This window comes from Neobacillus terrae, from assembly GCF_011393025.1.
In the GTDB taxonomy this organism is placed as follows: domain Bacteria; phylum Bacillota; class Bacilli; order Bacillales; family Cytobacillaceae; genus Neobacillus_A; species Neobacillus_A terrae.
In genome coordinates, this window is sequence record NZ_JAAOEO010000030.1 from 1 (window position 1) to 24341 (window position 24341).

22 protein-coding genes are annotated in these 24341 nt (G+C 40.0%); 1 reads left to right on the top strand and 21 read right to left on the bottom strand.

Annotation, left to right across the window (positions count from 1 at the left end):
• Positions 1–283 precede the first annotated feature (283 nt).
• The 12 genes from G8761_RS23840 to G8761_RS23895 form a co-directional block, all read right to left on the bottom strand.
• A complete protein-coding gene (locus tag G8761_RS23840; RefSeq protein ID WP_166030444.1) occupies positions 284–1576 on the bottom strand; it encodes an adenylosuccinate synthase in 1293 nt (430 codons plus the stop codon).
• A gap of 528 nt (positions 1577–2104) precedes the next feature.
• Positions 2105–3469: a replicative DNA helicase gene (gene dnaB, locus G8761_RS23845; protein WP_166030445.1), complete on the bottom strand. Its 1365-nt coding sequence runs from the start codon at positions 3467–3469 to the stop codon at positions 2105–2107.
• Between the two features lie 151 nt (positions 3470–3620).
• Positions 3621–4070, bottom strand: coding sequence for a 50S ribosomal protein L9 (gene rplI, locus G8761_RS23850; RefSeq protein WP_166030446.1), 450 nt, complete (start codon positions 4068–4070; stop codon positions 3621–3623).
• Positions 4067–6040 carry a DHH family phosphoesterase gene (locus G8761_RS23855; RefSeq protein ID WP_166030447.1) on the bottom strand — a complete coding sequence of 658 codons (1974 nt, stop codon included), beginning with the start codon at positions 6038–6040 and terminating at the stop codon, positions 4067–4069. The genes rplI and G8761_RS23855 overlap by 4 nt, the downstream gene beginning before the upstream one ends.
• Positions 6041–6070: 30 nt before the next feature.
• On the bottom strand, positions 6071–7018 hold the full coding sequence (locus G8761_RS23860) for a YybS family protein (protein ID WP_166030448.1): 948 nt from the start codon (positions 7016–7018) through the stop codon (positions 6071–6073).
• Positions 7019–7412: 394 nt separating this feature from the next.
• Positions 7413–7649 carry a 30S ribosomal protein S18 gene (gene rpsR / locus G8761_RS23865; RefSeq protein WP_027320394.1) on the bottom strand — a complete coding sequence of 79 codons (237 nt, stop codon included), beginning with the start codon at positions 7647–7649 and terminating at the stop codon, positions 7413–7415.
• Between the two features lie 51 nt (positions 7650–7700).
• Complete coding sequence (ssb, locus tag G8761_RS23870; RefSeq protein WP_166030449.1) at positions 7701–8219, bottom strand: single-stranded DNA-binding protein; 519 nt, start codon at positions 8217–8219, stop codon at positions 7701–7703.
• Positions 8220–8298: 79 nt separating this feature from the next.
• Entirely contained in the window at positions 8299–8586 is a 288-nt protein-coding gene (gene rpsF / locus G8761_RS23875; RefSeq protein WP_166030450.1) for a 30S ribosomal protein S6, read from the bottom strand.
• Between the two features lie 252 nt (positions 8587–8838).
• Positions 8839–9939, bottom strand: a complete 1101-nt coding sequence (gene ychF, locus G8761_RS23880; protein WP_166030451.1) for a redox-regulated ATPase YchF — start codon at positions 9937–9939, stop codon at positions 8839–8841.
• A 492-nt stretch (positions 9940–10431) separates the two neighbouring features.
• Positions 10432–12456 carry a molybdopterin-dependent oxidoreductase gene (locus tag G8761_RS23885; protein ID WP_166030452.1) on the bottom strand — a complete coding sequence of 675 codons (2025 nt, stop codon included), beginning with the start codon at positions 12454–12456 and terminating at the stop codon, positions 10432–10434.
• Between the two features lie 175 nt (positions 12457–12631).
• On the bottom strand, positions 12632–12832 hold the full coding sequence (locus G8761_RS23890) for a DUF951 domain-containing protein (protein ID WP_166030453.1): 201 nt from the start codon (positions 12830–12832) through the stop codon (positions 12632–12634).
• 48 nt (positions 12833–12880) lie between these two features.
• Positions 12881–13765, bottom strand: a complete 885-nt coding sequence (locus G8761_RS23895) for a mechanosensitive ion channel family protein (RefSeq protein WP_166030454.1) — start codon at positions 13763–13765, stop codon at positions 12881–12883.
• A gap of 246 nt (positions 13766–14011) precedes the next feature.
• On the opposite strand from G8761_RS23895, the gene yyaC reads away from it, so the two are divergent.
• Positions 14012–14632, top strand: a complete 621-nt coding sequence (gene yyaC, locus G8761_RS23900) for a spore protease YyaC (protein WP_166030455.1) — start codon at positions 14012–14014, stop codon at positions 14630–14632.
• A gap of 112 nt (positions 14633–14744) precedes the next feature.
• Here yyaC and G8761_RS23905 read toward each other — a convergent pair whose 3' ends face one another.
• The 9 genes from G8761_RS23905 to spoIIIJ all read right to left on the bottom strand — a co-directional run bounded on the left by G8761_RS23905 (position 14745) and on the right by spoIIIJ (position 24287).
• A complete protein-coding gene (locus G8761_RS23905; protein ID WP_166030456.1) occupies positions 14745–15461 on the bottom strand; it encodes a DUF554 domain-containing protein in 717 nt (238 codons plus the stop codon).
• Positions 15462–15588: 127 nt separating this feature from the next.
• Entirely contained in the window at positions 15589–16437 is an 849-nt protein-coding gene (locus G8761_RS23910) for a ParB/RepB/Spo0J family partition protein (protein ID WP_166030457.1), read from the bottom strand.
• Positions 16430–17191 (bottom strand): AAA family ATPase, encoded by a 762-nt coding sequence (locus G8761_RS23915; RefSeq protein ID WP_027320404.1) that lies wholly within the window; start codon positions 17189–17191, stop codon positions 16430–16432. Before G8761_RS23915 ends, G8761_RS23910 begins: the two co-directional genes overlap by 8 nt.
• 168 nt (positions 17192–17359) lie before the next feature.
• The gene (gene noc, locus G8761_RS23920; RefSeq protein WP_166030458.1) at positions 17360–18229 is read right to left on the bottom strand and encodes a nucleoid occlusion protein; all 870 of its coding nucleotides are present in this window, start codon (positions 18227–18229) and stop codon (positions 17360–17362) included.
• Positions 18230–18353: 124 nt separating this feature from the next.
• On the bottom strand, positions 18354–19070 hold the full coding sequence (gene rsmG / locus G8761_RS23925; RefSeq protein ID WP_166030459.1) for a 16S rRNA (guanine(527)-N(7))-methyltransferase RsmG: 717 nt from the start codon (positions 19068–19070) through the stop codon (positions 18354–18356).
• 40 nt (positions 19071–19110) lie between these two features.
• Positions 19111–21000 (bottom strand): tRNA uridine-5-carboxymethylaminomethyl(34) synthesis enzyme MnmG, encoded by a 1890-nt coding sequence (mnmG, locus tag G8761_RS23930; protein ID WP_166030460.1) that lies wholly within the window; start codon positions 20998–21000, stop codon positions 19111–19113.
• A 35-nt stretch (positions 21001–21035) separates the two neighbouring features.
• Entirely contained in the window at positions 21036–22421 is a 1386-nt protein-coding gene (mnmE, locus tag G8761_RS23935) for a tRNA uridine-5-carboxymethylaminomethyl(34) synthesis GTPase MnmE (RefSeq protein ID WP_166030471.1), read from the bottom strand.
• Between the two features lie 457 nt (positions 22422–22878).
• On the bottom strand, positions 22879–23505 hold the full coding sequence (gene jag, locus G8761_RS23940; protein ID WP_166030461.1) for an RNA-binding cell elongation regulator Jag/EloR: 627 nt from the start codon (positions 23503–23505) through the stop codon (positions 22879–22881).
• Positions 23502–24287: a YidC family membrane integrase SpoIIIJ gene (gene spoIIIJ, locus G8761_RS23945; protein ID WP_166030462.1), complete on the bottom strand. Its 786-nt coding sequence runs from the start codon at positions 24285–24287 to the stop codon at positions 23502–23504. The genes jag and spoIIIJ overlap by 4 nt, the downstream gene beginning before the upstream one ends.
• Between the last annotated feature and the right edge of the window lie 54 nt (positions 24288–24341).

Consider the following 24341-nt stretch of genomic DNA (forward strand, 5'->3'; position numbering starts at 1 on the left):
AAGGGTTTGGATCACACCCCACAATTTTTAGTTGAAAACACTTGCATTTGATTTTACACAATTAATAGGACTTGACTCAAAGAATGCACGATTTCTTACAAAGAATGCACGAACTCTCGTAAAGAATGCACGATTCGTAAAAGAAATGCCCCATCAGGGAAGTAAATGCCTGTCCGCCAAGCCTTATGGCTAACTTTAAACTTGTATGCCCATCCTTCTCCCCAGCAAGTCAGAAAAAAGGCCGGGCCACTATGACCCGACCAGGAATTAATCCCAAATTTATTTAGTTCTGTCTCCAAGGACTGCGAACAACATTTGTCTGGTTACGATCCGGTCCAACTGAGAAAGTTGAAAGAGGGATTCCTGTCAGCTGTGATACACGCTCAATATAATGGCGGGCATTAACAGGAAGTTCATCAAGAGTTTTAACACCTGTAATATCTTCCGTCCACCCTGGCAGCTCTTCATAAACCGGCTCACATTCAGAGATCACGTTCAGGCTTGCAGGAAACTCATTAATAATTTCTCCCTTATACCGATATGCGATACAAATCTTTAGCGTTTCAATCCCTGTCAAAACATCAATTGAGTTTAAAGATAAATCGGTAATACCGCTGACACGGCGAGCATGGCGGACAACCACACTGTCAAACCATCCCACACGGCGAGGACGGCCTGTTGTAGTGCCATACTCACGGCCCACTTCGCGGATCTGGTTGCCAATCTCATTATTTAGCTCGGTAGGGAACGGTCCGTCTCCTACTCGTGATGTATAGGCCTTACAAACGCCCACAACATGAGTGATCTTGGTAGGGCCAACTCCTGATCCAATAGTTACTCCTCCTGCTACAGGGTTGGAAGATGTAACAAACGGGTAGGTTCCCTGGTCAATATCGAGCATAACACCCTGAGCACCTTCAAATAAAACACGACGGCCTTCGTCCAGAGCATCATTTAAAACAACGGAAGTATCGCAAACATACTTTTTAATCTGCTGACCATATTCGTAGTACTCATCAAGAATTTCTTCAATGGTAAATCCTTGTGTTTCATAAATTTTCTCAAATAAACGGTTCTTTTCCTGAAGGTTGCGGGCAAGTTTTTCTTCAAAAGACTTACGGTCTAACAAGTCCGCTATTCTAATGCCTACCCGTGCTGCTTTATCCATATAGGCAGGCCCGATTCCTTTTTTCGTAGTTCCGATTTTATTGGCGCCTTTACTTTCCTCTTCCACTTCGTCCAATTTTAAGTGATAAGGAAGGATGACATGTGCACGATTACTGATACGAAGATTATCAGCTGTAACGCCCTTTTCGAGCAAATAAGCCAATTCCTTCACAAGTGCCTTGGGATCGACTACCATACCATTACCAATAACGCTTATTTTATCTTTATAAAAAATACCTGAAGGAATTAAATGCAATTTATAAGTTTCCCCGCCAAAACGAATTGTATGGCCTGCATTATTTCCACCCTGGTAACGGGCAATTACTTCTGCATTTTCAGAAAGGAAGTCAGTGATTTTTCCTTTTCCTTCATCGCCCCATTGTGTTCCAACTACTACTACTGAAGACATTAAAAGCACCTCCGGGTATTTAACCTTATATTTAGTAAGTACGCAAAATCATAAATTCCTTCATTAGTTTACCAATTCGCAGTAGTCAAAGTCAACAAAATACGAACATTAATAGTAATCTTTAAATATATGTTCGTAAAAATATTAAACTTTTAATATAAAGGCTTTGTTAATCTGGCCTGTGCGATTTTCACTAACGGTGCTGCTTTCCGCGGGCGGTCCGGTGCCTATCAAAATTCTTAGCTTAGCCCTTCGAGGTCGCTTCAGTCCCGACGTTGAAGTAATTTTGCCTTCATCGTAAGTCCCTCCAGCGCTTGTCGGGACTAAATAAGGTGGTGCATCCGTTATTCTTTCTCCTCGACGCTTTGCACCTTTGCAGTCTCTCCTGGGGCCGTTTTTCCCGCAGGACATTAAATAGCTCCCTTGAAATCGCCCACACACGAAGGAAATGCGACAGCGTTTCCGAGGAGTCACAATGAGCTTTAACAGAGCCAATATAAAAAAAGGCTGCTCCTTAACGGGCAGCCTTTATGCTCCAGGTGGAATCGCCGAGTCATCAAATCGATTCTCTAAGTTTACGAATTTATTATATTCTTTAACAAATGCAAGCTGGACGGTACCAGTAGGGCCGTTACGCTGTTTTGCTATAATGATTTCGATAATGTTTTTATTCTCAGATTCTTTATCATAATAGTCATCGCGATAAAGGAAGGCCACGATATCAGCATCCTGCTCAATACTTCCGGATTCACGGATATCAGACATCATTGGGCGTTTATCCTGCCGCTGTTCCACTCCACGGGAAAGCTGTGATAACGCAATAACGGGAACTTGCAATTCACGGGCTAATTGCTTTAATGAACGGGAAATTTCTGATACTTCCTGCTGGCGGTTTTCACCGCTGCGTCCGCTGCCCAGTATGAGCTGGAGGTAATCAATCAAAATCATTCCCAGGCCATGCTCCTGCTTCAGACGTCTGCATTTAGAACGTATATCACTAATTCTGACCCCTGGGGTATCATCAATAAAAATCCCTGCATTCGAAAGGCTTCCCATAGCCATGGTTAGCTTTGCCCAGTCTTCATCAGTCAAGGAACCGGTTCTAAGCCTTTGGGCGTCAATATTGCCTTCTGCGCACAGTATACGCATAACAAGCTGCTCTGCACCCATCTCAAGGCTGAAAATGGCAACATTTTCTCCAGTTTTAATCGCAACGTTTTGGGCAATATTAAGCGCAAATGCAGTTTTACCAACAGAAGGACGGGCACCAACAATGATTAAATCATTTCGCTGAAATCCGGCTGTCATGCGGTCTAACTCCCTAAAGCCAGTCTCAATTCCAGTAATATCCCCTTTTCGGTTGTGCATTTGTTCAATATTGTCGTAGGTCCGGACCAAAACGTCCTTTATATTATGAAAAGCACCCGCATTTTTACGCTGGGCCACTTCCATTATATTTTTTTCTGCCTCACTTAAGAGAGCTTCAACTTCATCCTCACGAGTATAGCCATCCTGGGCAATTTCTGTTGCTGTACGGATTAAGCGGCGCAGGAGCGACTTTTCTCCTACTATTCTCGCATAATATTCAATATTGGCTGCTGTAGGCACAGAACCTGCCAGTTCACTGAGATAGCTTACCCCACCTGTATCTTCAAGGAGTTTGGATGCTGCCAATTCTTCTGTTACCGTAATCAAATCAACCGCTTTACCATGATCATTCAGACTGAGCATAGCATTAAATATCTTTTGATGGGCTGCTCGATAAAAATCTTCAGGAATAAGCATTTCCGAAGCCATAGTTAATGCTGATGGCTCCAGGAAGATTGCTCCAAGGACAGCCTGTTCAGCCTCAATATTTTGCGGCGGAAGACGGTCTGCCAATAATTCACTCATCCTGCCAACCTCCCATTTACCAGAATAAATCTATATTTTAAAAAGTAATGATAGAAATCCACTAGAAAAAAAGTGACCAGCCAGTACCGATCACTTTTTATCTCAACTATTCTATTTTAGCACGTTTTCGACAGTAATCGCACTGCCAAAATTAGTTTACTTCTTTTACATGGACAGTTAACGATGCTGTAACATCGTGATAAAGCCTTACAGGAACCTTTATATGCCCCAATGTACGGATGGCATCCTCAAGCTCCATTTTTCTTTTATCAATTTTAATTCCATGCTTTTTATTTAATTCTTCAGCAATTTGCTTTGTTGTTATAGATCCAAAAATCCTTCCGCCTTCACCTGCTTTTGCTGTTAATTCAACAGTCGTTTTTTCAAGTATTTCTTTTAATTTTTTTGCTTCTTCTAGTTCTGCAGCTGCTTCTTTTTCTTCTTTCTTCTTTTGGGCTTCCAGAGAACTTGTATTAGCCTGATTTGCTTCTACAGCTAGGCCTTGTTTAAAAAGAAAATTTTGTGCATAGCCGTCAGCTACATTTTTAACTTCCCCTTTTTTTCCTTTACCCTTTACATCTTTAAGAAAAATTACCTTCATTCTTTTTTTCCTCCTCCAAAGTATTCATCTATAGCCTGTTTAAGCTGCTCCTCGGCTCCCTCAATGGAAACTCCAGTCATTTGGGTAGCAGCATTTGTTAAGTGCCCTCCGCCATGCAGGCTTTCCATGATAACCTGTACATTTACATCCCCAAGTGATCTTGCACTGACGCCGACCATCTCTGGGCTTCTTTTTGAAAGAACAAAAGAGGCTTGTACCCCGTCCATTGTTAATAACGTATCTGCAGCCTGGGCGATAAGAACCTGATCAAATAACTCATTTTCTTGCCCTTTAGCAATGGCAAGACCATCACGATAGAAAATCACAGATTCAATCAATTTAGAACGTTTAATATAGGTTTCGACATCTTCTTTTAAGAATTTCTGTACTAATACTGTATCTGCTCCCTGTGCCCTTAAATAAGATGCTGCATCAAAGGTTCTTGAACCCGTACGCAAAGTAAAGCTTTTCGTATCAACAATAATTCCTGCAAGTAATGCAGTAGCTTCCAGCATATCAATTTTGCCGCGCTTTGGCTGATACTCGAGCAGCTCGGTTACGAGTTCCGCTGTTGAAGATGCATAAGGTTCCATGTAGACTAGCAAAGGATTTTTAATAAAATCCTCACCTCTTCGGTGGTGGTCAATAACGACTACATTATCAATTCTGTTTAAAAGTCTTTCATCAATGACAAGAGATGGCTTATGGGTATCGACAACAACCAATAAAGTATCATCGGTAGCAATCTCAAGTGCTTCTTCTGGACTAATAAAATGTGTATATAAATCACCATGCTGCCTGATTTCCTCTACAAGCCGTTTAACACCCGTATCTATCTCATCAAAATTAACAACTATATAGCCTTCCCGCTGGTTGACCTGGGCTACCTTTTGGATTCCAATGGCAGAACCAATTGCATCCATATCGGGACTTTTATGGCCCATAATAATGACTTTATCACTTTCAGCAATTAACTCCTTAAGAGCGTGTGAAATAACCCGTGCCCTAACCCTGGTTCTTTTTTCAATTGGATTCGTTTTCCCTCCAAAAAACTTAACCTTTCCATTTGACTGTTTAATAGCCGCCTGGTCTCCCCCTCTTCCCAGCGCAAGGTCAAGGCTGGATTGGGCAAGGGTGCCAAGCTCAGGAAGGGAGGAAACACCGGTGCCTACACCAATACTTAATGTCAGCGAAACATTTTGTTTTGATGTTAATTCCCTAACCTCGTCAAGAATGGAAAACTTCGCTTTTTCGAGCCCCTGTAATATGTGTTCATTAAACACTCCGATAAAACGCTCGGAGGATATCCTTTTTAAAAAGATCCCATTATCCTGGGCCCACTTATTCAAAATGGAAGTAACCAGATTGTTGATACTGCTGCGCATCTGGTCATCCATACCCTGAGTGAGTTCTTCATAATTATCGAGAAAAATAATAGCTATGGCTGTCCTTTCCTCTCGATATAGCTTTTCAATTTCTGTTTGCTCTGTAACATCAAAGAAGTAGAGGAGCCTTTCCTCTGGTTTATGTATGACACGAAACTTACGGTCATGGAGTGTGATAATTTCCGTTTCAACTTCCTGCTTGATTAAAGGAATCAAAGCATCTGCAACATCGTAAAGTGACCGGCCTACAAGCGTATCCTCGTCAAAACAGGAGGCTAGGAAAGGGTTAGTCCATTCAATATAATATTCGTCGTTAATGAGCATAATCCCAATTGGCATTCCCATTAACGCCTCTTCACCCACTCGTTTTACCCTGTATGAAAGAGTTGTTATATACTCCTCCATTTCTTTACGCTGCCGGTTATCAATATGAAACATATAGTAAACAGGCAAAGTAATGAGCAGGAGGCCAGCCAGGGCAAGAATCCAATTATATAAAAACAGGACGCAAAGGAGCAATAAAGCTACGCCCAGTAGTCCATAAAAAGGATAACGAATAGATCGTTTTTCTAAAAATGCAGGCATCTTTCCAGCTCCTAATTAATAGTGGAATTCTTACTGTTTATTTTCCCTACGTTTTCTAAAATCAAAACCTAAGTCAATTATACCTAATAAAGAAACAACATAAAGAAATATTGGAACCACAAAGATAAGAATTGTAACGATAATCTGGAATCCCCTGGATATAGACCGTTTATGAAAAAGATAGTATAGGACAAAAAGGCCCTGCAAAAACATTAGTAGAGATAATACATAAAATAAATTAATAACCACTGCGTGCCAATACGTTCCTGCAGCAGGATGAAAAATTAAATTCGCTCCCAATGCAATTATATAGTACCATAAAAGGCTCCGTGGTAGGGTAAGCTCTCTAAAAGGCTTCCCGACAGGAATGGTAATTCCAAGTCTTTTTAAAATTGGGAAGTTGACAATCTGTAAAATATAAACTGTAAACAACGACGATAGGACAAACAAACTTGGAAAAATAGTTTTTATTGTCACAATCATGTCTTTGTATTGCTTTGTTACTTTGTCCGCCTGAGACCCTTGGCCCATACCTTTTAACATTCTAGTGGTTATTTTCAATGATTCATTAACAGAATCATTGAATTGCTGAATGAAATTCATATGAAATAGGCCTACACTTATAGCATAAAGAGCTACGGTACTTATTAAAAAAGTAACAGTGCTAATTAGTAATATAAATGGACGGCTTTTATTCTTTTGAATCAAGTAACCCATTACCGCTCCTGTTGCGCCAAAAAGAAGCAGGTAAACAATACCCCAAATTCCCGAGATTATTATTGAAATAATCACTGCTGCGGCTAAAAAGACTATTATCCCTTTAAAGTTATACTTTGCTGTAAATAGCATAAACGGAAGAGGCAGAAAAAAGATAATTATTGCTCCTAAAAAAGGCACATAAAGTGTTAACAATAATATAATAGCGAATGCTGCCAGCAGGACAGCACCTTCCGTTAACTGACGAGTATTTTTCAACATTTCACCTCATAAGCTTCTTCTTGTTGTTATGTATCTTAACCTATATTTTAGCTACATAGGCACCTGTATTCAACTATTGGAATTATAAAAGAAAAGCGCAAGCGCCCGTTCAGCGACGCTACTACCTGAGTAAACTTCCTGTATCAGCTTCTCTGTTCTGACAACATGCAGCTTTGCGACGAGCTGAACATAAGCTTCTTTGAAAAAGCGGTGGCGCAGGAGCACTTGATAGACCTTCCTTGTAAAAACTGTGCTTTTCCTTTGTGCGAAGCTAAAGCTGATGAAGCCGACCTTGTCCTTAGCCATAGCGCGTTCGGGAATATATACATATGATTAGCTAAGAATAAAAAAAGGCAGTAAGGAATGCCCCTACTGCCTTTTTACTTGCAATTACTTATTCACCTGAAACATATGGTAATAATGCCATCATACGTGCACGCTTAATAGCGATTGTAAGTTTACGCTGATATTTAGCGTGAGTTCCAGTTACACGACGAGGTAAGATTTTACCGCGTTCAGAAATGAATTTTTTAAGAAGATCTACATCTTTATAGTCGATGTGTGTAATTCCGTGAGCTGTAAAATAGCACACTTTACGGCGCTTAGCGCGACCGCCTTTACGTCCTCCCATTGCCATGGTATTTCCCTCCTTCATTTTGATATTCGTCCGTTAAATGAAAGGTTAAAATGGCAGATCATCGTCTGAGATATCGATCTGACCGCTTCCTGCAAACGGATCCTCATCCATTCTTGTATAACCTTGATTACTGTTACCGTTGGAACGCTGATTCTGATTGCCGCCTCCGAAAGGATTGCCCTGTTCTCTTGAACCGCCAAACCGCTCGTTCTCAGGTTTCGCTCCAGCATTACCGCCAGAAGCATTTTTAGGTTCAAGGAATTGAACACTTTCTGCTAAAATCTCCGTTACGTATACGCGTTTCCCATCTTGTCCTTCATAGCTGCGTGTTTGCACACGGCCATCGACACCTGCAAGACTTCCTTTTTTCAAAAAGTTAGCCACATTTTCTGCCGGACGGCGCCAAACTACACAATTAATGAAGTCTGCTTCTCTTTCGCCCTGCTGATTCGTAAATGCACGATTTACAGCTAAAGTAAAAGTAGCAACAGGAACACCGTTCGGAGTGTAGCGCAGTTCAGGATCCTTTGTTAAACGGCCGACAAGAACGACACGATTCATCATCAGAATCAACTCCTTTTCTTCCGGAAAACGTTCCATGAGGAACATTTATCCAGCCACTTTTTATATCGATTGATTGATTTTATGCTTCAACTTTAATAATAAGATGGCGAATGATATCTTCGCTGATTTTTGCTAAACGTGAAAATTCTTCCACTGCAGCAGCATTAGCGGTTACATTCACTAATTGGTAGTATCCGTCGCGGAAATCATTGATTTCATATGCAAGACGGCGTTTACCCCAATCTTTTGTTTCAGCACTTTCCGCACCATTATCTGTAAGGATTGTGTTAAAACGCTCAACAAGAGCTTTTTTGGCTTCATCTTCAATATTTGGGCGGATGATGTACATAACTTCGTACTTTCTCATCACATTCACCTCCTTTTGGTCTAAACGGCCCAGAATGGGCAAGGAGCAATTAAACATTACTCACAAGTTAAAATTATAGCATAGTGTTTTCCATTATGCAATGGAGAAAAGCGAAAGCGCCTATTAAGCGACGTTTGGGCTGGCACTATCTGCACCAAGAATCACCTAGCTGTCACCAAAAGCTTTTCAAAGACGAAAACTCGCTGTTTTAAAAAAATTAACCCCGCAGATAAAATCTGCGGGGTTATCGCATTATACATTAAACCGGAAGTGGATGATATCTCCGTCTTTTACTTCGTATTCTTTTCCTTCAAGTCTTACTTTACCAGCTTCCTTGGCTGCATTCATTGATCCCCCAGCCATCAGGTCATCATACGAAACAGTTTCGGCACGGATAAAACCTCTTTCAAAGTCAGAGTGAATAATACCCGCACATTGAGGTGCTTTCATACCTTTACGGAAGGTCCAGGCACGGACTTCCTGAACACCAGCTGTGAAATATGTAGCCAATCCAAGCAGACTATATGCTTTGCGAATTAATTGATCAAGGCCGGACTCTTCAATTCCAAGTTCAGACAAGAACATTTCCTTTTCTTCACCCTCGAGCTCGGCAATTTCAGATTCTATTTTTGCACAGATCACAATAACCTCTGCATTTTCTTTTGCTGCAAATTCACGAACCTGTTGAACGTACTCATTGTCGTCAGGACTTGCTACCTCTTCTTCAGATACGTTAGCTACGTAAAGAACAGGCTTAATAGTAAGGAGGTGCAGATTTTTTGCAACTTTAAGCTGATCATCTGTAAATTCAACTGCCCGGGCAGGAGTTTCCTGTTCAAATGCTTCTTTTAGCATGGAAAGGACCTCAAATTCAGCTGCAGCATCTTTATCCTTTTGTTTTGCCAGTTTTTCTACACGGCCAATTCTTTTTTCAACTGATTCTAGATCCGCAAGAATTAATTCCAAATTGATGGTTGTAATATCATCAATCGGATCTACTTTACCTGATACATGGGTAATATTTTCATCAGCAAAGCAGCGGACTACCTGACAAATTGCGTCTACCTCACGGATATGCGATAAAAATTTATTTCCAAGACCTTCACCCTTACTAGCACCCTTTACAATTCCGGCAATATCCGTAAATTCAAAGGTAGTTGGCACGGTCTTTTTAGGCTGAATTAATTCTGTTAATTTAGTTAAGCGGTGGTCCGGAACCTCTACAATCCCTACGTTTGGATCAATCGTACAGAAAGGATAGTTGGCAGACTCTGCTCCCGCCTGTGTTATTGCATTAAACAAAGTAGATTTACCTACGTTCGGCAAACCGACAATACCTGCTGTTAGTGCCATTCCTGTTTCACTCCTCTTATTCAATCATATCTATGAAAAAACATTATGTCTCAAAAGGTTTAAAAATCCTCTCACAATTATAGGCATTCACACCTAAAAAGACAAGCATTGCTGAAAAGTACACTCTGCAATTAAAATTGTTATATGCTTTTTTTAAAAGTGAATGTCACAAATACCTTAACAGCCTAAAATTTACAATGTTGATTTTGCAAATATATTAAATTGCGGAGATCCCGCGGGCGTACAGCTGCGAGGAGAAAGATGAACAAAAGTGCCTTGTTTTCAGCCTCAACAAGCTTCTGGAGGGGCCAGAAATAATCTTGAGGGAGTCTAGGGGCTGAAGTTTGACAGACTCCCGGTGTGCCCTCGGAAAGTGAGCGCTAGCAGCGACAATCAAGCAGGAAAGTCACCAGATTGGGGGATAAACAAACAAATAAAAACTGCCTATAAATGGCAGTTTCTATCTTAAACCCTGCTAGGAATTTCACTTTCTTAATATGATGCAGTTTTAGTTTCCCACTTTTCAATATTAACAAGGCAGTCATATAAAATGCTGCCAAGTCCATTGTCGGATTCTCCGCTTGATGTAAGCAGATTAACAGAGCCGCCAAATTTGCTCCAAATACCTTCATCAATATTAATGGTGTCTGGATGAGCCTTTTTTAAGATAGATAGGGTACCTTTTATTTCTCCCCGATCGTTCCAAACACGAACTTCATCACCCTCTTGCAGCCCAAGGCGATCAGCAATATTCTTGGCTGCTTCCACTTTCACTGCAGGCTCCTTGGCAAAAAGATGATAATTCTGCGAATGATTGGATTTCTGGGGATGAATAGTTAAAAGAGAGTATGGATATTTTTTCGCTAATTCCGGATTTGCCCACTTGGATTCCTCAGGGAAAGAAAGCTTTAAGAAACCATTGTCTCCTTTTAATTGTCCAAGCTTGGAAGTGAACTCATATTTTCCTGAAGGAGTCTTAAACTTTTTGTCACTCCAGGGAATCTCTTTTACTGGAAGCTCAGTAAAGTGTTCTTGTTTTATTTGTTCAACTGTAATTCCATTTGCTTCTAAAAGCGCAAGCGACATTTGCAGCCACTGATCTCTTGTATAATCAAAATCACTGCCAAAGCCCATTCTTTTAGCTAGTTCCGTCCAGATCCATAAATCCGGCTTTGCCTCACCAGGAGGGTCAGTTAACTTTGGTCCGTAATTAACATAGTGATGGTACATAGAAGAATAATAAAGGTCCTCTTCCTCAAAGGAAGTAGCCGCTGGCAGTACATAATCCGCCATCATTGCGGTATCTGTCATATAGTGATCAATAACTACAAGGTTAGGGACGGATAAAAATGCCTCTTTAACAATATTACTATCGGGAACTTGAGTAAGCGGGTTACCGCATGTAACAATAATCATTTGAATAGGAGGACTTTTTGCAGCGAGAATCTCTTCTGCCTGCTTCATAATGGTGAATTGGCGTTGGCCAGTTTTTCTGTTTGATAAGCTTAACTCATTATATTGGAAACTTTGGCCTACCTGGAGATTGGCATAGTTTGCTCCCCCGCCCTTAATACCAATATTACCGCTAATAGCAGCAAGGGCATCAATCAAACGGATAGTATTTCCGCCATTCTTATAGCGCTGCATACCAAGCCCCATATAAATTGAGGTCGGTTTATCTGCGAATATATAGGCAAGCTTTGTTATCTCCTCAGCTGGTACTTCTGTTATTTCGCTTATTTCTTGGAGCGAAATCCCATTAAGCAATTCTGAAAATCCTTCAAAACCTTCGGTAAAGCTGTTCAAAAATTTCCGGTCCTCCAGGCCAAGGCGGAGCATTTCTTTACTTATGCCTGCAGCAAGAAAACCGTCCATTCCAGCCTTTATAGAAATATATTGATCTGCTATTTTAGCAGTTGGATTAAAAATAGGATCGATCACGAATAAGCGGGCTCCCTGAAGCTTTGCTTTTTGAAGAGTCTGGTAGAAGTGCATATTGGTTCTGGAAACATTCCGGCCCCAAACAATAATATTTTTGCTATTTAAAACATCTTCAGGTCCATGACTGTATGCATCGCCAAAGTCCCATTTTTGCGCTTCAATTCCAGCTCCCCAGCAAAGCGAACCCTTAAGTTCAGTTACACCGCCAAAACAGTTAAAAAACCTTTGATCAAGGTTCTTAAGAACGCCATTATTTGCATAATCATGGCTGTGAAGAACGGCAAGTGGGCCGAATTGTTCTTTGATTTCCTTCATGTGTTCGGAAATTTCATCAAGTGCCTTTTCCCAGGAAATTCTTTCAAACACACCATTCACTTTTTTTAGGGGATACAATAGACGTTCAGAGGAATTGGTCCGTGCTTCAAGCATACGGCCACGGCCACATATTTTCCCTTTTGTAATAGGATGATTAGGATCCCCATCTACCTTTATTACCTTGCCCTTATCCACGGTTACCTTGAAACCGCAGCTGTCCCAGCAGTTTAACGGACAGGCGGACTGATATACTTCATTCATTTCCCCCACCCCCATTTGACTTATTTCTTTATATAAAGATTCCGCATTTACCTTATCGGCAAAAATCTGGTCCTTTTTACAGTAGAATTTGTAGTTTCCATTCCCCTAAAAAATTGGTAAACTTCAGTTTCTTTATAAGATTAATACAGAATAAGATAAAAAAAAAGCACGAAGTTTATTCTGCTTCGTGCCGTTCAAGTATTTTTTTTATTTTTCTTGTAAATTCCCTTCTTGGAATCATCACGCTATGTCCGCAGCCCTCACATTTAATACGGATGTCTGCTCCCAGGCGTATTACCTTCCAGCGGTTTGCTCCGCATGGATGGGGCTTTTTCATCTCAACCACATCATTTAGAAAAAATTCTTTTTGTTCCATTTCATTTCCCCCCTGCAATCAATGGTAAAGATGGTTCGAAAAAAATTGTTATTCTCTTCCCGGTTCCTTTCCCTCATCCTGCCTTGAATACATAACAAGCCTTGGGAACGGAATTTCAATTCCATTTTCATCAAGTGCTATCTTAATCTCTTTACGAATCATTCTCGCAATATAAAAATGCTGCATCGGCAAAGTTTCTGCTACTATTCTTAGTACAATTTCTGACGGTCCAAGATTTTGTACTCCAAGTAATTCAGGAGCTTTAATTAATTGTTCATATTGCTCCGGCAGCTTTTCAAGAAGCTCTGTAATAACCTTTTCAGCTTTATCAATATCTTCTTCGTAGGCTATTCCTACATCCACTACACCCACACTATTATTCAATGAAAAATTGGTAACCTGTGAGATGCTCCCATTCGGAAGAATATGGAGTTCCCCAGTCCAATTCTTTATTTTTGTAGTACGCAAACCAATCGCTTCCACATTACCTTCAAACTGACCAACCTTTATATGGTCACCTACTGAAAATTGGTCCTCAAAAATAATGAAAAAGCCAGATATTATATCCTTGACAAGATTTTGTGCTCCAAAACCTATGGCTAAGCCAACAATCCCAGCACCTGCCAGAAGTGCTTTTACATCAATTGTAAGGGTCGATAAAATCATCATAAAAGCAATGAAATAAACTACATAAGAAACAACATTATCAAGAAGCTTTTCAAGAGTTGTTTCCCGTCTTTCCGACACCCTGAGCGGAGACTTATTTCTTAATTTAAATGTATTGTGTATGGCAAGCCTTCCAATACGGATTATGAGCCCCGAAATAAAAATAATGGCTATAATTTTAATAAATCCCTGGCCAATAGCAATCCACATTCCTTCATTCAGGAATGTTTTGGAGGCCGTATGAATATCAGTTGAAATAGAATCCATTTCTCCACCTTCTTTGCTGTTTCTTTATCTTACTTTATATGTGCAAGTCTATTTTATCAATTTTATTGCTGGACGTGTAAAATCCGCTCATATTAATCTTTTTTTTCCAAGGTAAATGGAACTTTTTCCCCTTACTTTAATACCATCCTTCTTTTTTCACTGGTTTAGTTAAATTGTATTACAGGTATGTATACATTACATTAATTTTCCGTATACTGTTACTATTAAAAATAAGGAGTGGACTTGATGAATCTAAAACAAACCTTTTTTGACAGGAGGGCCAGCGCAAGGATTCTTCATGATGATCACCAGGCAGCTGATAGGCTTTCTAACGAGCTAATTTCTCATTTGCCTGCTCTGACTAGCCGTCCAATCGTGATAGTGTGTATAGGCACTGACCGTTCTACCGGAGATTCATTAGGTCCGCTAGTGGGAACTCTGCTGGAGGAAAAAAATCCAAAATCTTTTTTTGTATATGGGACTCTTGAGGATCCTATCCATGCTGTTAATCTTGCAGAAAAGTTAAAAGAAATAAAAGAGAAGCACTTCCACCCCTTTATAATCGGTATTGATGCCTGTCTGGGCCGCTTTAAGAGTGTTGGCTTTATTCAGCTCGGTGAGGGACCAGTCAAACCTGGTGCCGGAGTAAACAAGGAACTTCCTGAGGTTGGAGACATGCATATAACCGGTATTGTGAATGTGAGTGGCTTTATGGAGTTCTTTGTGCTCCAAAACACTCGTTTGAGTCTTGTCTTAAAGATGGCAAAAACAATTGCCAATGGCATTTATAATGCAAGCCAGCACTATCCCAAAAAAGTTAATTGGGCAGAAATTAATTGGAACAGAGAACAAGAACAGACAAATTAAAATTACCGATATATTACATTTTATATATAAAAAACAGGAAGGAGCCGCGGTCCAATCCTGTTTTTTATTATACTAATATTATTTTAATTTCTTATTACGTTTTCTTTACATTTTAGAAAAAGTGATGATATTGATAGATGATGGAAACAATTAGGCCCGTAACCAAAATCCCCGGCAAAAAGTTGGCTACCTTTATTTTAGTCATCCCCGTAAGGTTGAGTCCAATAGCGAAGATCATGACTCCTCCGGTAGCCGTCATTTCCGTAATGAACTGATCCATTAATGCCTTGGGAACAATGGTATCAATTTGAGTAGCAAAAAGAGCAATTAACCCTTCATAAAGCATAACAGGAACTGCTGAAAAAAGTACTCCTATCCCCAGAGTAGTTGTTAAAATAATGGAAGTGAATCCATCAATTATAGACTTTGTATAAAGAACATCATGGTCGCCTCTTATTCCGCTATCAAGAGCACCAATTATAGCCATTGCCCCTATTACGAAAATAAGGGTGGCTGTTACGAAACCTTCTGATATGCTGCCTTTACCAGTGGAGGAGCCCAGCTTTCGTTCAAGCCACATTCCTAGTTTATTTAATTTGTCCTCCAGCGCCCATACTTCTCCCAGTACAGCACCTATAACCAGACTGAGAATGACGATCAAGAAGTTCTCACTCTTTAATCCCATTTGTAATCCTAAAACCATGACAGCAAGCCCAATTGCATACATGACCGTTACCTTCATACTCTCCGGTATACGATTAAGTACTTTCCCAAGAAGTGTACCAATAATAATTAAGGCCCCATTCACTAATGTCCCTAGTAAAAACATATTATCCACCTATTCTTCGTATCACGAAATGTATTAAGTCCAAACTATCATATTATACTAGCATATGGAAGAGCAAAGAGAGAGAAGAATCAGATAAAGTGCAAAAAATAAACCATCAAATGATGGTTTATAGGTCACCCTGGTCCAGTAGATGTAATATTCTCTCAAGATCATCTTCTGAAAAGAATTCAATTTCAATTTTCCCTTTATTTTTTGAAGCTTTTATATTGACTGTTGTTCCAAACTTCTCCCTTAATGAGTTTTCACGCTGCTGAATAAAGATATCCTTCTTCTTTTCTGGCTTTTTTGTTTCACGTGAAACATTTTCATTTATATTCTGAATTAGTTTTTCCAGCTGGCGAACATTTAAGTTTTCATTAATTATTTTCTCAACAACTGCCGGAATCTTTGCCTTTTGGCGAAGGCCAAGAAGAGCGCGACCGTGGCCCATTGAGATTTTACCACCAGATATTAATTCCTGAACCTTTGGAGGAAGCGAAAGGAGACGAATATGATTAGCAACATGCGGCCGGCTCTTACCAAGACGTTTTGCAACCTCTTCCTGAGTCAGTTTAAGCTTTTCCATTAATGTTTGGTAGGCAATCCCTTCCTCAATTGGGTTTAAGTCTTCCCGCTGAAGGTTTTCAATCACTGCTAATTCCATCATTTGTTGTTCGGAAAGTTCTCTGACAACAGCAGGAACAGATTCAAGCTTGGCTTCTTTTGCTGCCCTAAATCGTCTTTCCCCAACTACAATTTCATAGCCTTTGATACTTTTACGGACTACAAGCGGCTGTAAAATTCCGTGCTGTAAAATAGATTCCTTTAGCTCATTAATTGCATCCTGTTCAAAAACCTTACGTGGCTGATAAGGATTGGGGCGAAGCTGCATAATTTTAATATCCTGGATTTTTTCTTCCTTGCCTGCTTCTTGGAAAATAGCATTAAGGCCCTTTCCTAATCCTCCCTTAACCATTTGAAACCACTTCCTTTGCCAAATCTAAATAAACTTCTGCACCTCGAGATTTGGGATCATAAATAATAATTGGTTCTCCATGGCTCGGAGCCTCACTTAGCCTGACGTTTCTTGGAATAATGGTTTTATAAACTTTATCCTGAAAATACTTTTTAACTTCCTCAATTACCTGAATGCCGAGATTTGTCCGGGCATCAAGCATGGTTAGAAGTACTCCCTCAATCTTTAGATCCTGGTTCAAATGTTTTTGAACTAATCGTACTGTATTTAATAACTGGCTTAAGCCTTCCAAAGCATAATATTCACATTGAACGGGAATTAAAACAGCATCGGAAGCAGTCAGTGCATTGATAGTAAGCAGGCCTAATGAAGGAGGACAGTCGATAATAACATAATCATAATCTCCCTTTACTTCCTCAAGAGCCCTTTTTAGACGAACTTCACGGGAAATAGTAGGAACCAATTCAATCTCTGCTCCTGCAAGTTGAATTGTAGCCGGAATGGCAAAAAGATTCTCAACCGCTGTAGGCTTAATAACATCCTTTGCCTCCACATCATCTACTAATACATCATATATGCACTGATCAACATCAGCTTTGTCAATTCCAATTCCACTGGTCGCATTACCCTGCGGGTCAATGTCTACCATCAGAACTTTTTTTCCTATGTATGCTAAGCAGGCGCCCAGGTTGACAGAAGTAGTCGTTTTGCCGACTCCCCCTTTTTGATTCGCGATTGCAATAATTTTGCCCACGATGTCACCTACCCCCTTAAAAATTCATGGAGTTTAAATAAACAGCCACGAAATCTATTTTATCATGAAAACGAATTATTGTAGGTTTTTTTCTAAAAATATTCAAGTCACTTGAAAAGGAATAAAAGAAAAAAACCGAACACTAGTTCTGTTCGGTTTAGGAGATTACTATTTCTTTTTAGGAATTTTAATAGTGAATTGATAAAATTCTTCAAATTCCTCTTCTTCTGCGTCTAAATTTATTCCACTGTCTGAAACCATTGATAAGGACTGACGGATTGTATTAACAGCAATCCTCATATCCTTACTGAATGCTTTCCTTTTTGGTTTGGGTTTCCCTGTTTTTTCTTCAAGGAGCTTAACCACTCGTTCTTCTGTTTGCTTAACGTTTAGATTCTTTTCAATGATTTCCTCAAGAAGCTTTACCTGCTTTTGTGGATCCTTCAGAGGAATAAGCGAGCGGGCATGCCGTTCACTGACAAGCTTATTCAATAATGCCTCCTGTACCACCTGAGGCAATTTCAGAAGGCGAAGTTTATTAGCAACGGTTGACTGTCCCTTTCCCAGGCGCTGTGCTAATGCTTCTTGCGTTAAACTGTGTATTTCGAGGAGCTTTCCATAGGCCATTGCCTCCTCTATCGGTGACAATTCCTCCCGCTGAAGATTTTCTATCAATGCAACGGAAGCTGTTTCAGAATCGCTCATATTTTTTATTATTGCAGGAACTTCTTCCCAGCCAAGCTTTTTCATCGCCCGCCAGCGGCGTTCTCCTGCAATAATTTCATATTGATCTTCTTCATATTCACGGACAACAATTGGCTGAATAATGCCGTGAATATGAATTGTTCTTGATAATTCCTCTATTTTTTCCTCATCAAATACCGTTCGAGGCTGAAATCGGTTTGGAACAATTTGATCTATCGGCAGCTTTCTTATTTCTTCCGACTCAATTACTTTTTCGTTTTCCAATTCCTGATCCATTCCCAACTGGTTTCCCTTATCGCTCAGGCCAAATAAGCGCGAAATCGAATGCTTCATCCCCAGCACCACCTTTTCGAAACTCCCTATTACTAATTCTCTGTTAAAATGACAAGTTCCTGCTGCATGCTATAATTTCATCTGCAATTGCTGTCGTTTCACCAAGTTTTTCAGTAAACTGATCCTATTCAATTGGCATTTTATTAGGCGTTCCTGGCTTCCTTGGATACTTTTTCGGTGTTGTTTTTTCTTTACTGATAATAAGAATATTTCGTTCGCTTTCCTCAACAGGCAAGGTAAAGGTGAAAATATTTTCAAGTTTGCCGCCTAATACAGATAATGCTTTTTGGCCAGAGGCAATTTCGTCTTGGGCACTAGCCGCTTTAAGAGCCAGAAAGTATCCTTCCTTCCTTACCAGTGGCAAACAGAGTTCACTTAATACTGAAAGTCTTGCCACAGCACGGGCGGTAACTACATCAAATGATTCACGATATTCACCTCGAACTCCAAATGTTTCGGCCCTATCGTGAATAAAATGAACATTGGACAATCCCAGTACATCTGAAAGATGATTTAAAAAGTTAATCCGTTTATTCAATGAGTCAACAATAGTTACATCCAGTTCAGGGAAGACAATTTTTAAAGGAATACTAGGAAATCCTGCTCCGGCCCCTACATCACAAAGCCGGATAGGTTTTGTAAAATCAAAATAAAATGCAGCTGTAATGGAATCATAAAAATGCTTTAAATAAACTTCTTCCTCATCGGTGATGGCAGTTAGGTTCATCTTTTCATTCCATTCCACCAGGACCTTATAGTAAGTATCAAATTGTTCCATTTGCTTGTCCGATAACAAGATATCTCTATCAGCGAGCATAGCTTTAAATTGTTCTTTATTCATCCGCAACTCTTCCTCGCTCTATATTAAAATCGGGCTGTATTTATTCATTGGAAACGCGGGCAATGCGGCCTTGTTCCAAGTAAACAAGAAGAATGGAGACATCAGCAGGATTAACACCTGAAATTCTTGAAGCCTGAGCAATGGATAAAGGTTTAATTTGCTTTAGTTTTTGCCTTGCTTCCGTTGCAAGTCCTGTTATAGCATCATAATCAATGTTTTCAGGAATCTTTTTGCTTTCCATTTTCTTCAGTCGGTCAACCTGTTGAAGTGATTTTTCAATATATCCTTCATACTTGATTTGAATTTCAACTTGTTCCTTTATTTCATTATCGAGATCTATTTCATTTGGCACAAGCTTCTCAAGAAGTTCATAGTTCATCTCAGGGCGCTTCAGTAAATCGGAGGCACGGATTCCGTCCTTTAGCTCGCTGCCGCCAATGCTTCGAATAAGGCTCTGAACCTCTTCAGAAGGTTTCAGAACGATAGAATAAAGTCTCTTCTTATCCGCTTCAATCTGATCTTTTTTAGCAGAATACCTTCCGAATCTTTCTTCTGATATTAATCCGATTTTATGGCCTATTTCAGTAAGCCTTAAATCAGCATTATCATGGCGAAGAAGCAAGCGGTACTCAGCCCTGGAAGTCAGAAGACGGTAGGGTTCATTCGTTCCCTTTGTTACAAGGTCATCAATTAATACACCAATATAGGCATCCGAACGGCTCAAAATGAGTTCCGGTCTATCCAAAGACCTTAGGCCTGCATTAATTCCAGCCATGATTCCCTGCCCAGCGGCTTCTTCATAACCTGAAGTACCATTAATTTGGCCAGCAGTGTAAAGATTTTTAATTTTTTTAGTTTCCAGTGTGGGCCATAATTGTGTTGGTACAACCGCATCATATTCAATAGCGTAGCCAGATCTCATCATCTGAACATTTTCAAGGCCGGGAATTGTCTTTAAAATCTGCTGCTGTACATCTTCCGGAAGACTTGTTGACAATCCTTGAACATAAACCTCCTGGGTGTTTCTGCCTTCAGGTTCAAGAAAAATTTGATGGCGTGGTTTATCATTGAAACGAACCACTTTATCTTCAATAGAAGGGCAGTAACGCGGACCAGTACCTTTAATCATCCCGGAATACATAGGCGATCTGTGGAGGTTTTGGTCGATTAGCTGATGAGTTGTTTCATTTGTATAAGTCAGCCAGCATGGAAGCTGGTCTGTTATAAATTTTGTAGTTTCGTAGGAAAAAGCCCTTGGTGTTTCATCCCCTGGCTGGATTTCCGTTTTACTGTAATCAATTGTCTGGCTGTTAACTCTTGGAGGTGTACCAGTTTTGAATCGGACAAGGTCAAAGCCAAGCTCTTCAAGATGATCGGACAATTTTATAGATGGCTGCTGGTTGTTAGGACCGCTTGAATATTTTAATTCACCAAGTATAACTTCTCCACGAAGGTATGTTCCAGTAGTAATAACAACAGTTTTGGCACGATAGACTGCTCCAGTTTTTGTAATAACCCCTTTGCAGACTTCATCTTCGACAATCAGCCGCTCAACCATGCCCTGAACAAGAGTCAGGTTAGGCTGATTTTCAATTGTCTTTTTCATTTCATTCTGATAGGCAAATTTATCAGCCTGTGCTCTCAAAGCCCTAACTGCAGGACCCTTACCAGTATTGAGCATTCTCATTTGGATATAAGTTTTATCTATATTTCTTCCCATTTCCCCGCCAAGAGCGTCAATCTCACGAACTACAATCCCTTTGGCAGGTCCCCCGACAGACGGATTACATGGCATAAATGCAATCATATCAAGGTTAATGGTAATCATAACCGTTTTGGCACCAAGCCGGGCAGCAGCCAGTCCAGCTTCACTGCCTGCATGGCCAGCACCAATGACAATTACGTCATAATTTCCTGCTTCGTATGACATTTTGCTGCCTCCTTTTAAAAAAATCTTTCACTTTCCTATTTTCCAAGGCAAAACTGAGAAAATAATTGGTCAATTAAGCTTTCGTGAACACTTTCGCCAACAATTTCGCCTAGCAATTCCCAAGTTCTTGTTAAGTCAATTTGTACAATATCAATAGGAGTTCCCATTTCCACTCCTTCGATAACCTCTTCAATGGTTCCAAGCGCCTGGTTCAGAAGGGCGATGTGGCGTGTATTTGAAACATATGTCAAATCGCCGCTTTCAATTGAGCCTTCAAAAAATAGTGAAGAAATAGCTTCTTCCAGCTCATCAACACCGCGGTCTTCTAGCAGAGAAGTAGAAATGATCTTATGATCTCTTGCCAATTCTTTTACCCGGTCCATATCTATTTTAGCCGGAAGATCCGTTTTATTTACAATGACTATAACATCAAGCCCTTTAACTGCACGAAAAATGTTTTCATCCTCTTCAGTTAAAGCATCAGAGTAATTTAACACAAGCAGAATCAAGTCTGCTTCCTTTAAAACCTGGCGTGACTTCTCTACGCCAATTCTTTCAACGATATCCTCCGTCTCCCGGATTCCTGCAGTATCCACCAGTCTTAACGGAACTCCTCTTACATTGACATATTCCTCGATAACATCTCTCGTCGTACCAGGAATATCAGTCACAATAGCCTTATTTTCATGAACCAGGCTATTTAAAAGCGAGGATTTACCAACATTTGGCCGTCCAACAATAACAGTTGATAACCCTTCTCGTAAAATTTTACCCTGTTGCGATGTTTGCAAGAGATTCTTTAATTCAGTTTGAACAAGTGATGCCTTTTCAAGCAGCATTTTATGTGTCATTTCTTCTACATCTTCATATTCAGGATAGTCAATGTTTACTTCTACATGTGCAAGGGTTTCAAGGATTCCCTGTCTAAGCTTTCGGATTAGCCTTGATAAGCGCCCTTCCATTTGCCCAAGTGCTACATTCATTGCTCTGTCAGTTTTGGCCCTGATTAAATCCATAACTGCTTCAGCCTGGGATAAATCAATCCGTCCATTTAAAAATGCCCGCTTTGTAAATTCTCCGGGTTCCGCAAGCCTTGCACCATTTTTCAAAATAAGCTGGAGCACTCGATTGACGGACACTAATCCGCCGTGGCAGTTTATTTCGACTACATCTTCCTTTGTAAAGGTCTTCGGACCCTTCATAACCGTAACCATTACCTCTTCAACCTTACTGCCATCCTTTGGATCAAAAAGATATCCATAATGAATGGTATGGGAAGTCACTTTTAGAAGCTTTTTACCACCTATACCTTCAAAAATCTTATCTGCAATTTTTATTGCCTCATCACCGCTCAGGCGAACAATGGCAATCGCCCCTTCGCCCATTGGGGTGGATATTGCTGCAATGGTATCAAATTCCACCATTTTCACCTCTTTTCTTACCTTGAATAAAATCTGATCTATTATAGTGCTTTTCGGCACACTTATTAGGTAAATTCCCCAAAATACTAGAATACCATATCAATTTACCTTAAAAAAGATAATCTGCTCTTTCTAAGGAATTTTTGTACACTAGTCAGTACATTATCCACAGGTTAGCATTTTCACTTCTTCTATTTTAACTTATCCACATGTGAATAACAATGAAGCGAGTAAAGAATAAATAGAGTATCAAGTAGCAGAACTCCTAGTTGGCATTTCCCCGAGCCTTAAGGTGAGAGCAGTGCTTTAGTTACACTTTTAACGCTTAAACGGCACTTCCTCAAAAAAGCCGAGCATTTTGTATGTGAGAGGCAAATCTTAAATGGCATTAGCAAAAAAAAAAAAAAAACACCCTGCCTTAGAGACAGGGTGTTGTATTAATCTTATCAATTGATCATTAGGTTTTTCTGACAGGAGATATGACAATGTGCCTGTGTGGTTCTACTCCATCAGAAGTGGTTTTTACCCGCCTATTTTCCATTAGAGCGGAATGAATAACTTTTCTCTCATATGAAGGCATTGGCTCAAGTGCAACATCTTTGCCAGTTTTGACTGCTTTTTCTGCCAGGCGCTTTGCCAATTGGGTTAATGTATCATTCCGTCTTAGACGATAGTCCTCAGCATCAAGTAATACTGTCAAGTACTGGTCTGAAAAGCGATTGATCACGAGTTGTGTAAGATATTGCAGTGAATTTAATGTTTGGCCACGTTTACCAATGAGAAGCGCGATTTTTTCTCCTGTCATTAAAAAATGAACATGCTTGCCATCGCGTTTTACTTCAATTTGGATAGGCGCACCCATTTTATCAGCAACATTCATTAAAAAATTCCTGGCTTCTTCAACAGGGTCATTTTTAACAGTTACCTTTACAATTGCCGGCTTTGAGCCGAAAATTCCGAATATCCCCTTTTTACCTTCATCAATTACAGCTACTTCTGTGCGGTCTTTTGTTGTTTTTAATTGAGCTAAAGCTGATTCTACTGCTTCTTCGACGGTTTGTCCTGTAGCAGTTACCTGTTTCACTTTTTTGCTCCTCCCGCTTTTCCGGCTGCTGGTATCTTTTTCAGGTCCGGACCTTTAATAAAATATGTCTGAACAATCATAAATAAGTTTCCTACTACCCAGTACAAGGAAAGTGCCGCCGGAAACTTAACCGCAAAGATAATGATCATAATTGGCATCATCCAAAGCATCATAGCCATTTGCGGATTTTGATTTTCTGTGCCGGCCATCATCATTTTTTGCTGTATAAATGTAGTAGCACCTGCTATAAGCGGCAAAATATAGTAAGGATCTGGTGATCCAAGGTCAAACCAAAGGAAGTTTTGCTCCGATATTGCCCTCGTTCTGGAAATAGCGTGATAAAAACCGATTAGAATTGGCATCTGTATTACTAAAGGAAAGCATCCTGCCAATGGATTCACACCATGTTTTTGAAACAGAGCCATCGTTTCCTGCTGAAGCTTTTGCTGTGTTTTTTGATCCTTTGAGCTGTATTTTTCTTTCAGCTTGGCCATCTCTGGCTGTAATGATTGCATTGCCTTCGAATTTCTTGTTTGTTTAATCATAAGCGGCAAAATAACCAGACGGATCAAAATAGTAACAACAATAATCGACAAACCATAGAGGCCTCCAAGAAGGTGTGCAACCTCAGTTATCAGCCAGGATAATGGATAAACGATGTACTCATTCCAAAGTCCTTTGCTTTCTGGGGTAATTGGCTGCTTTATTTCTGAACATCCTGTTAAAAGCAGAATCAAGGAAACCAAACCGATCAAAAGTAATATTCTTTTTTTCAACCGCATATTCCTCCTGTCCTAATATATTTGAATAATAATTATTAAAGTTATGTAAGAACC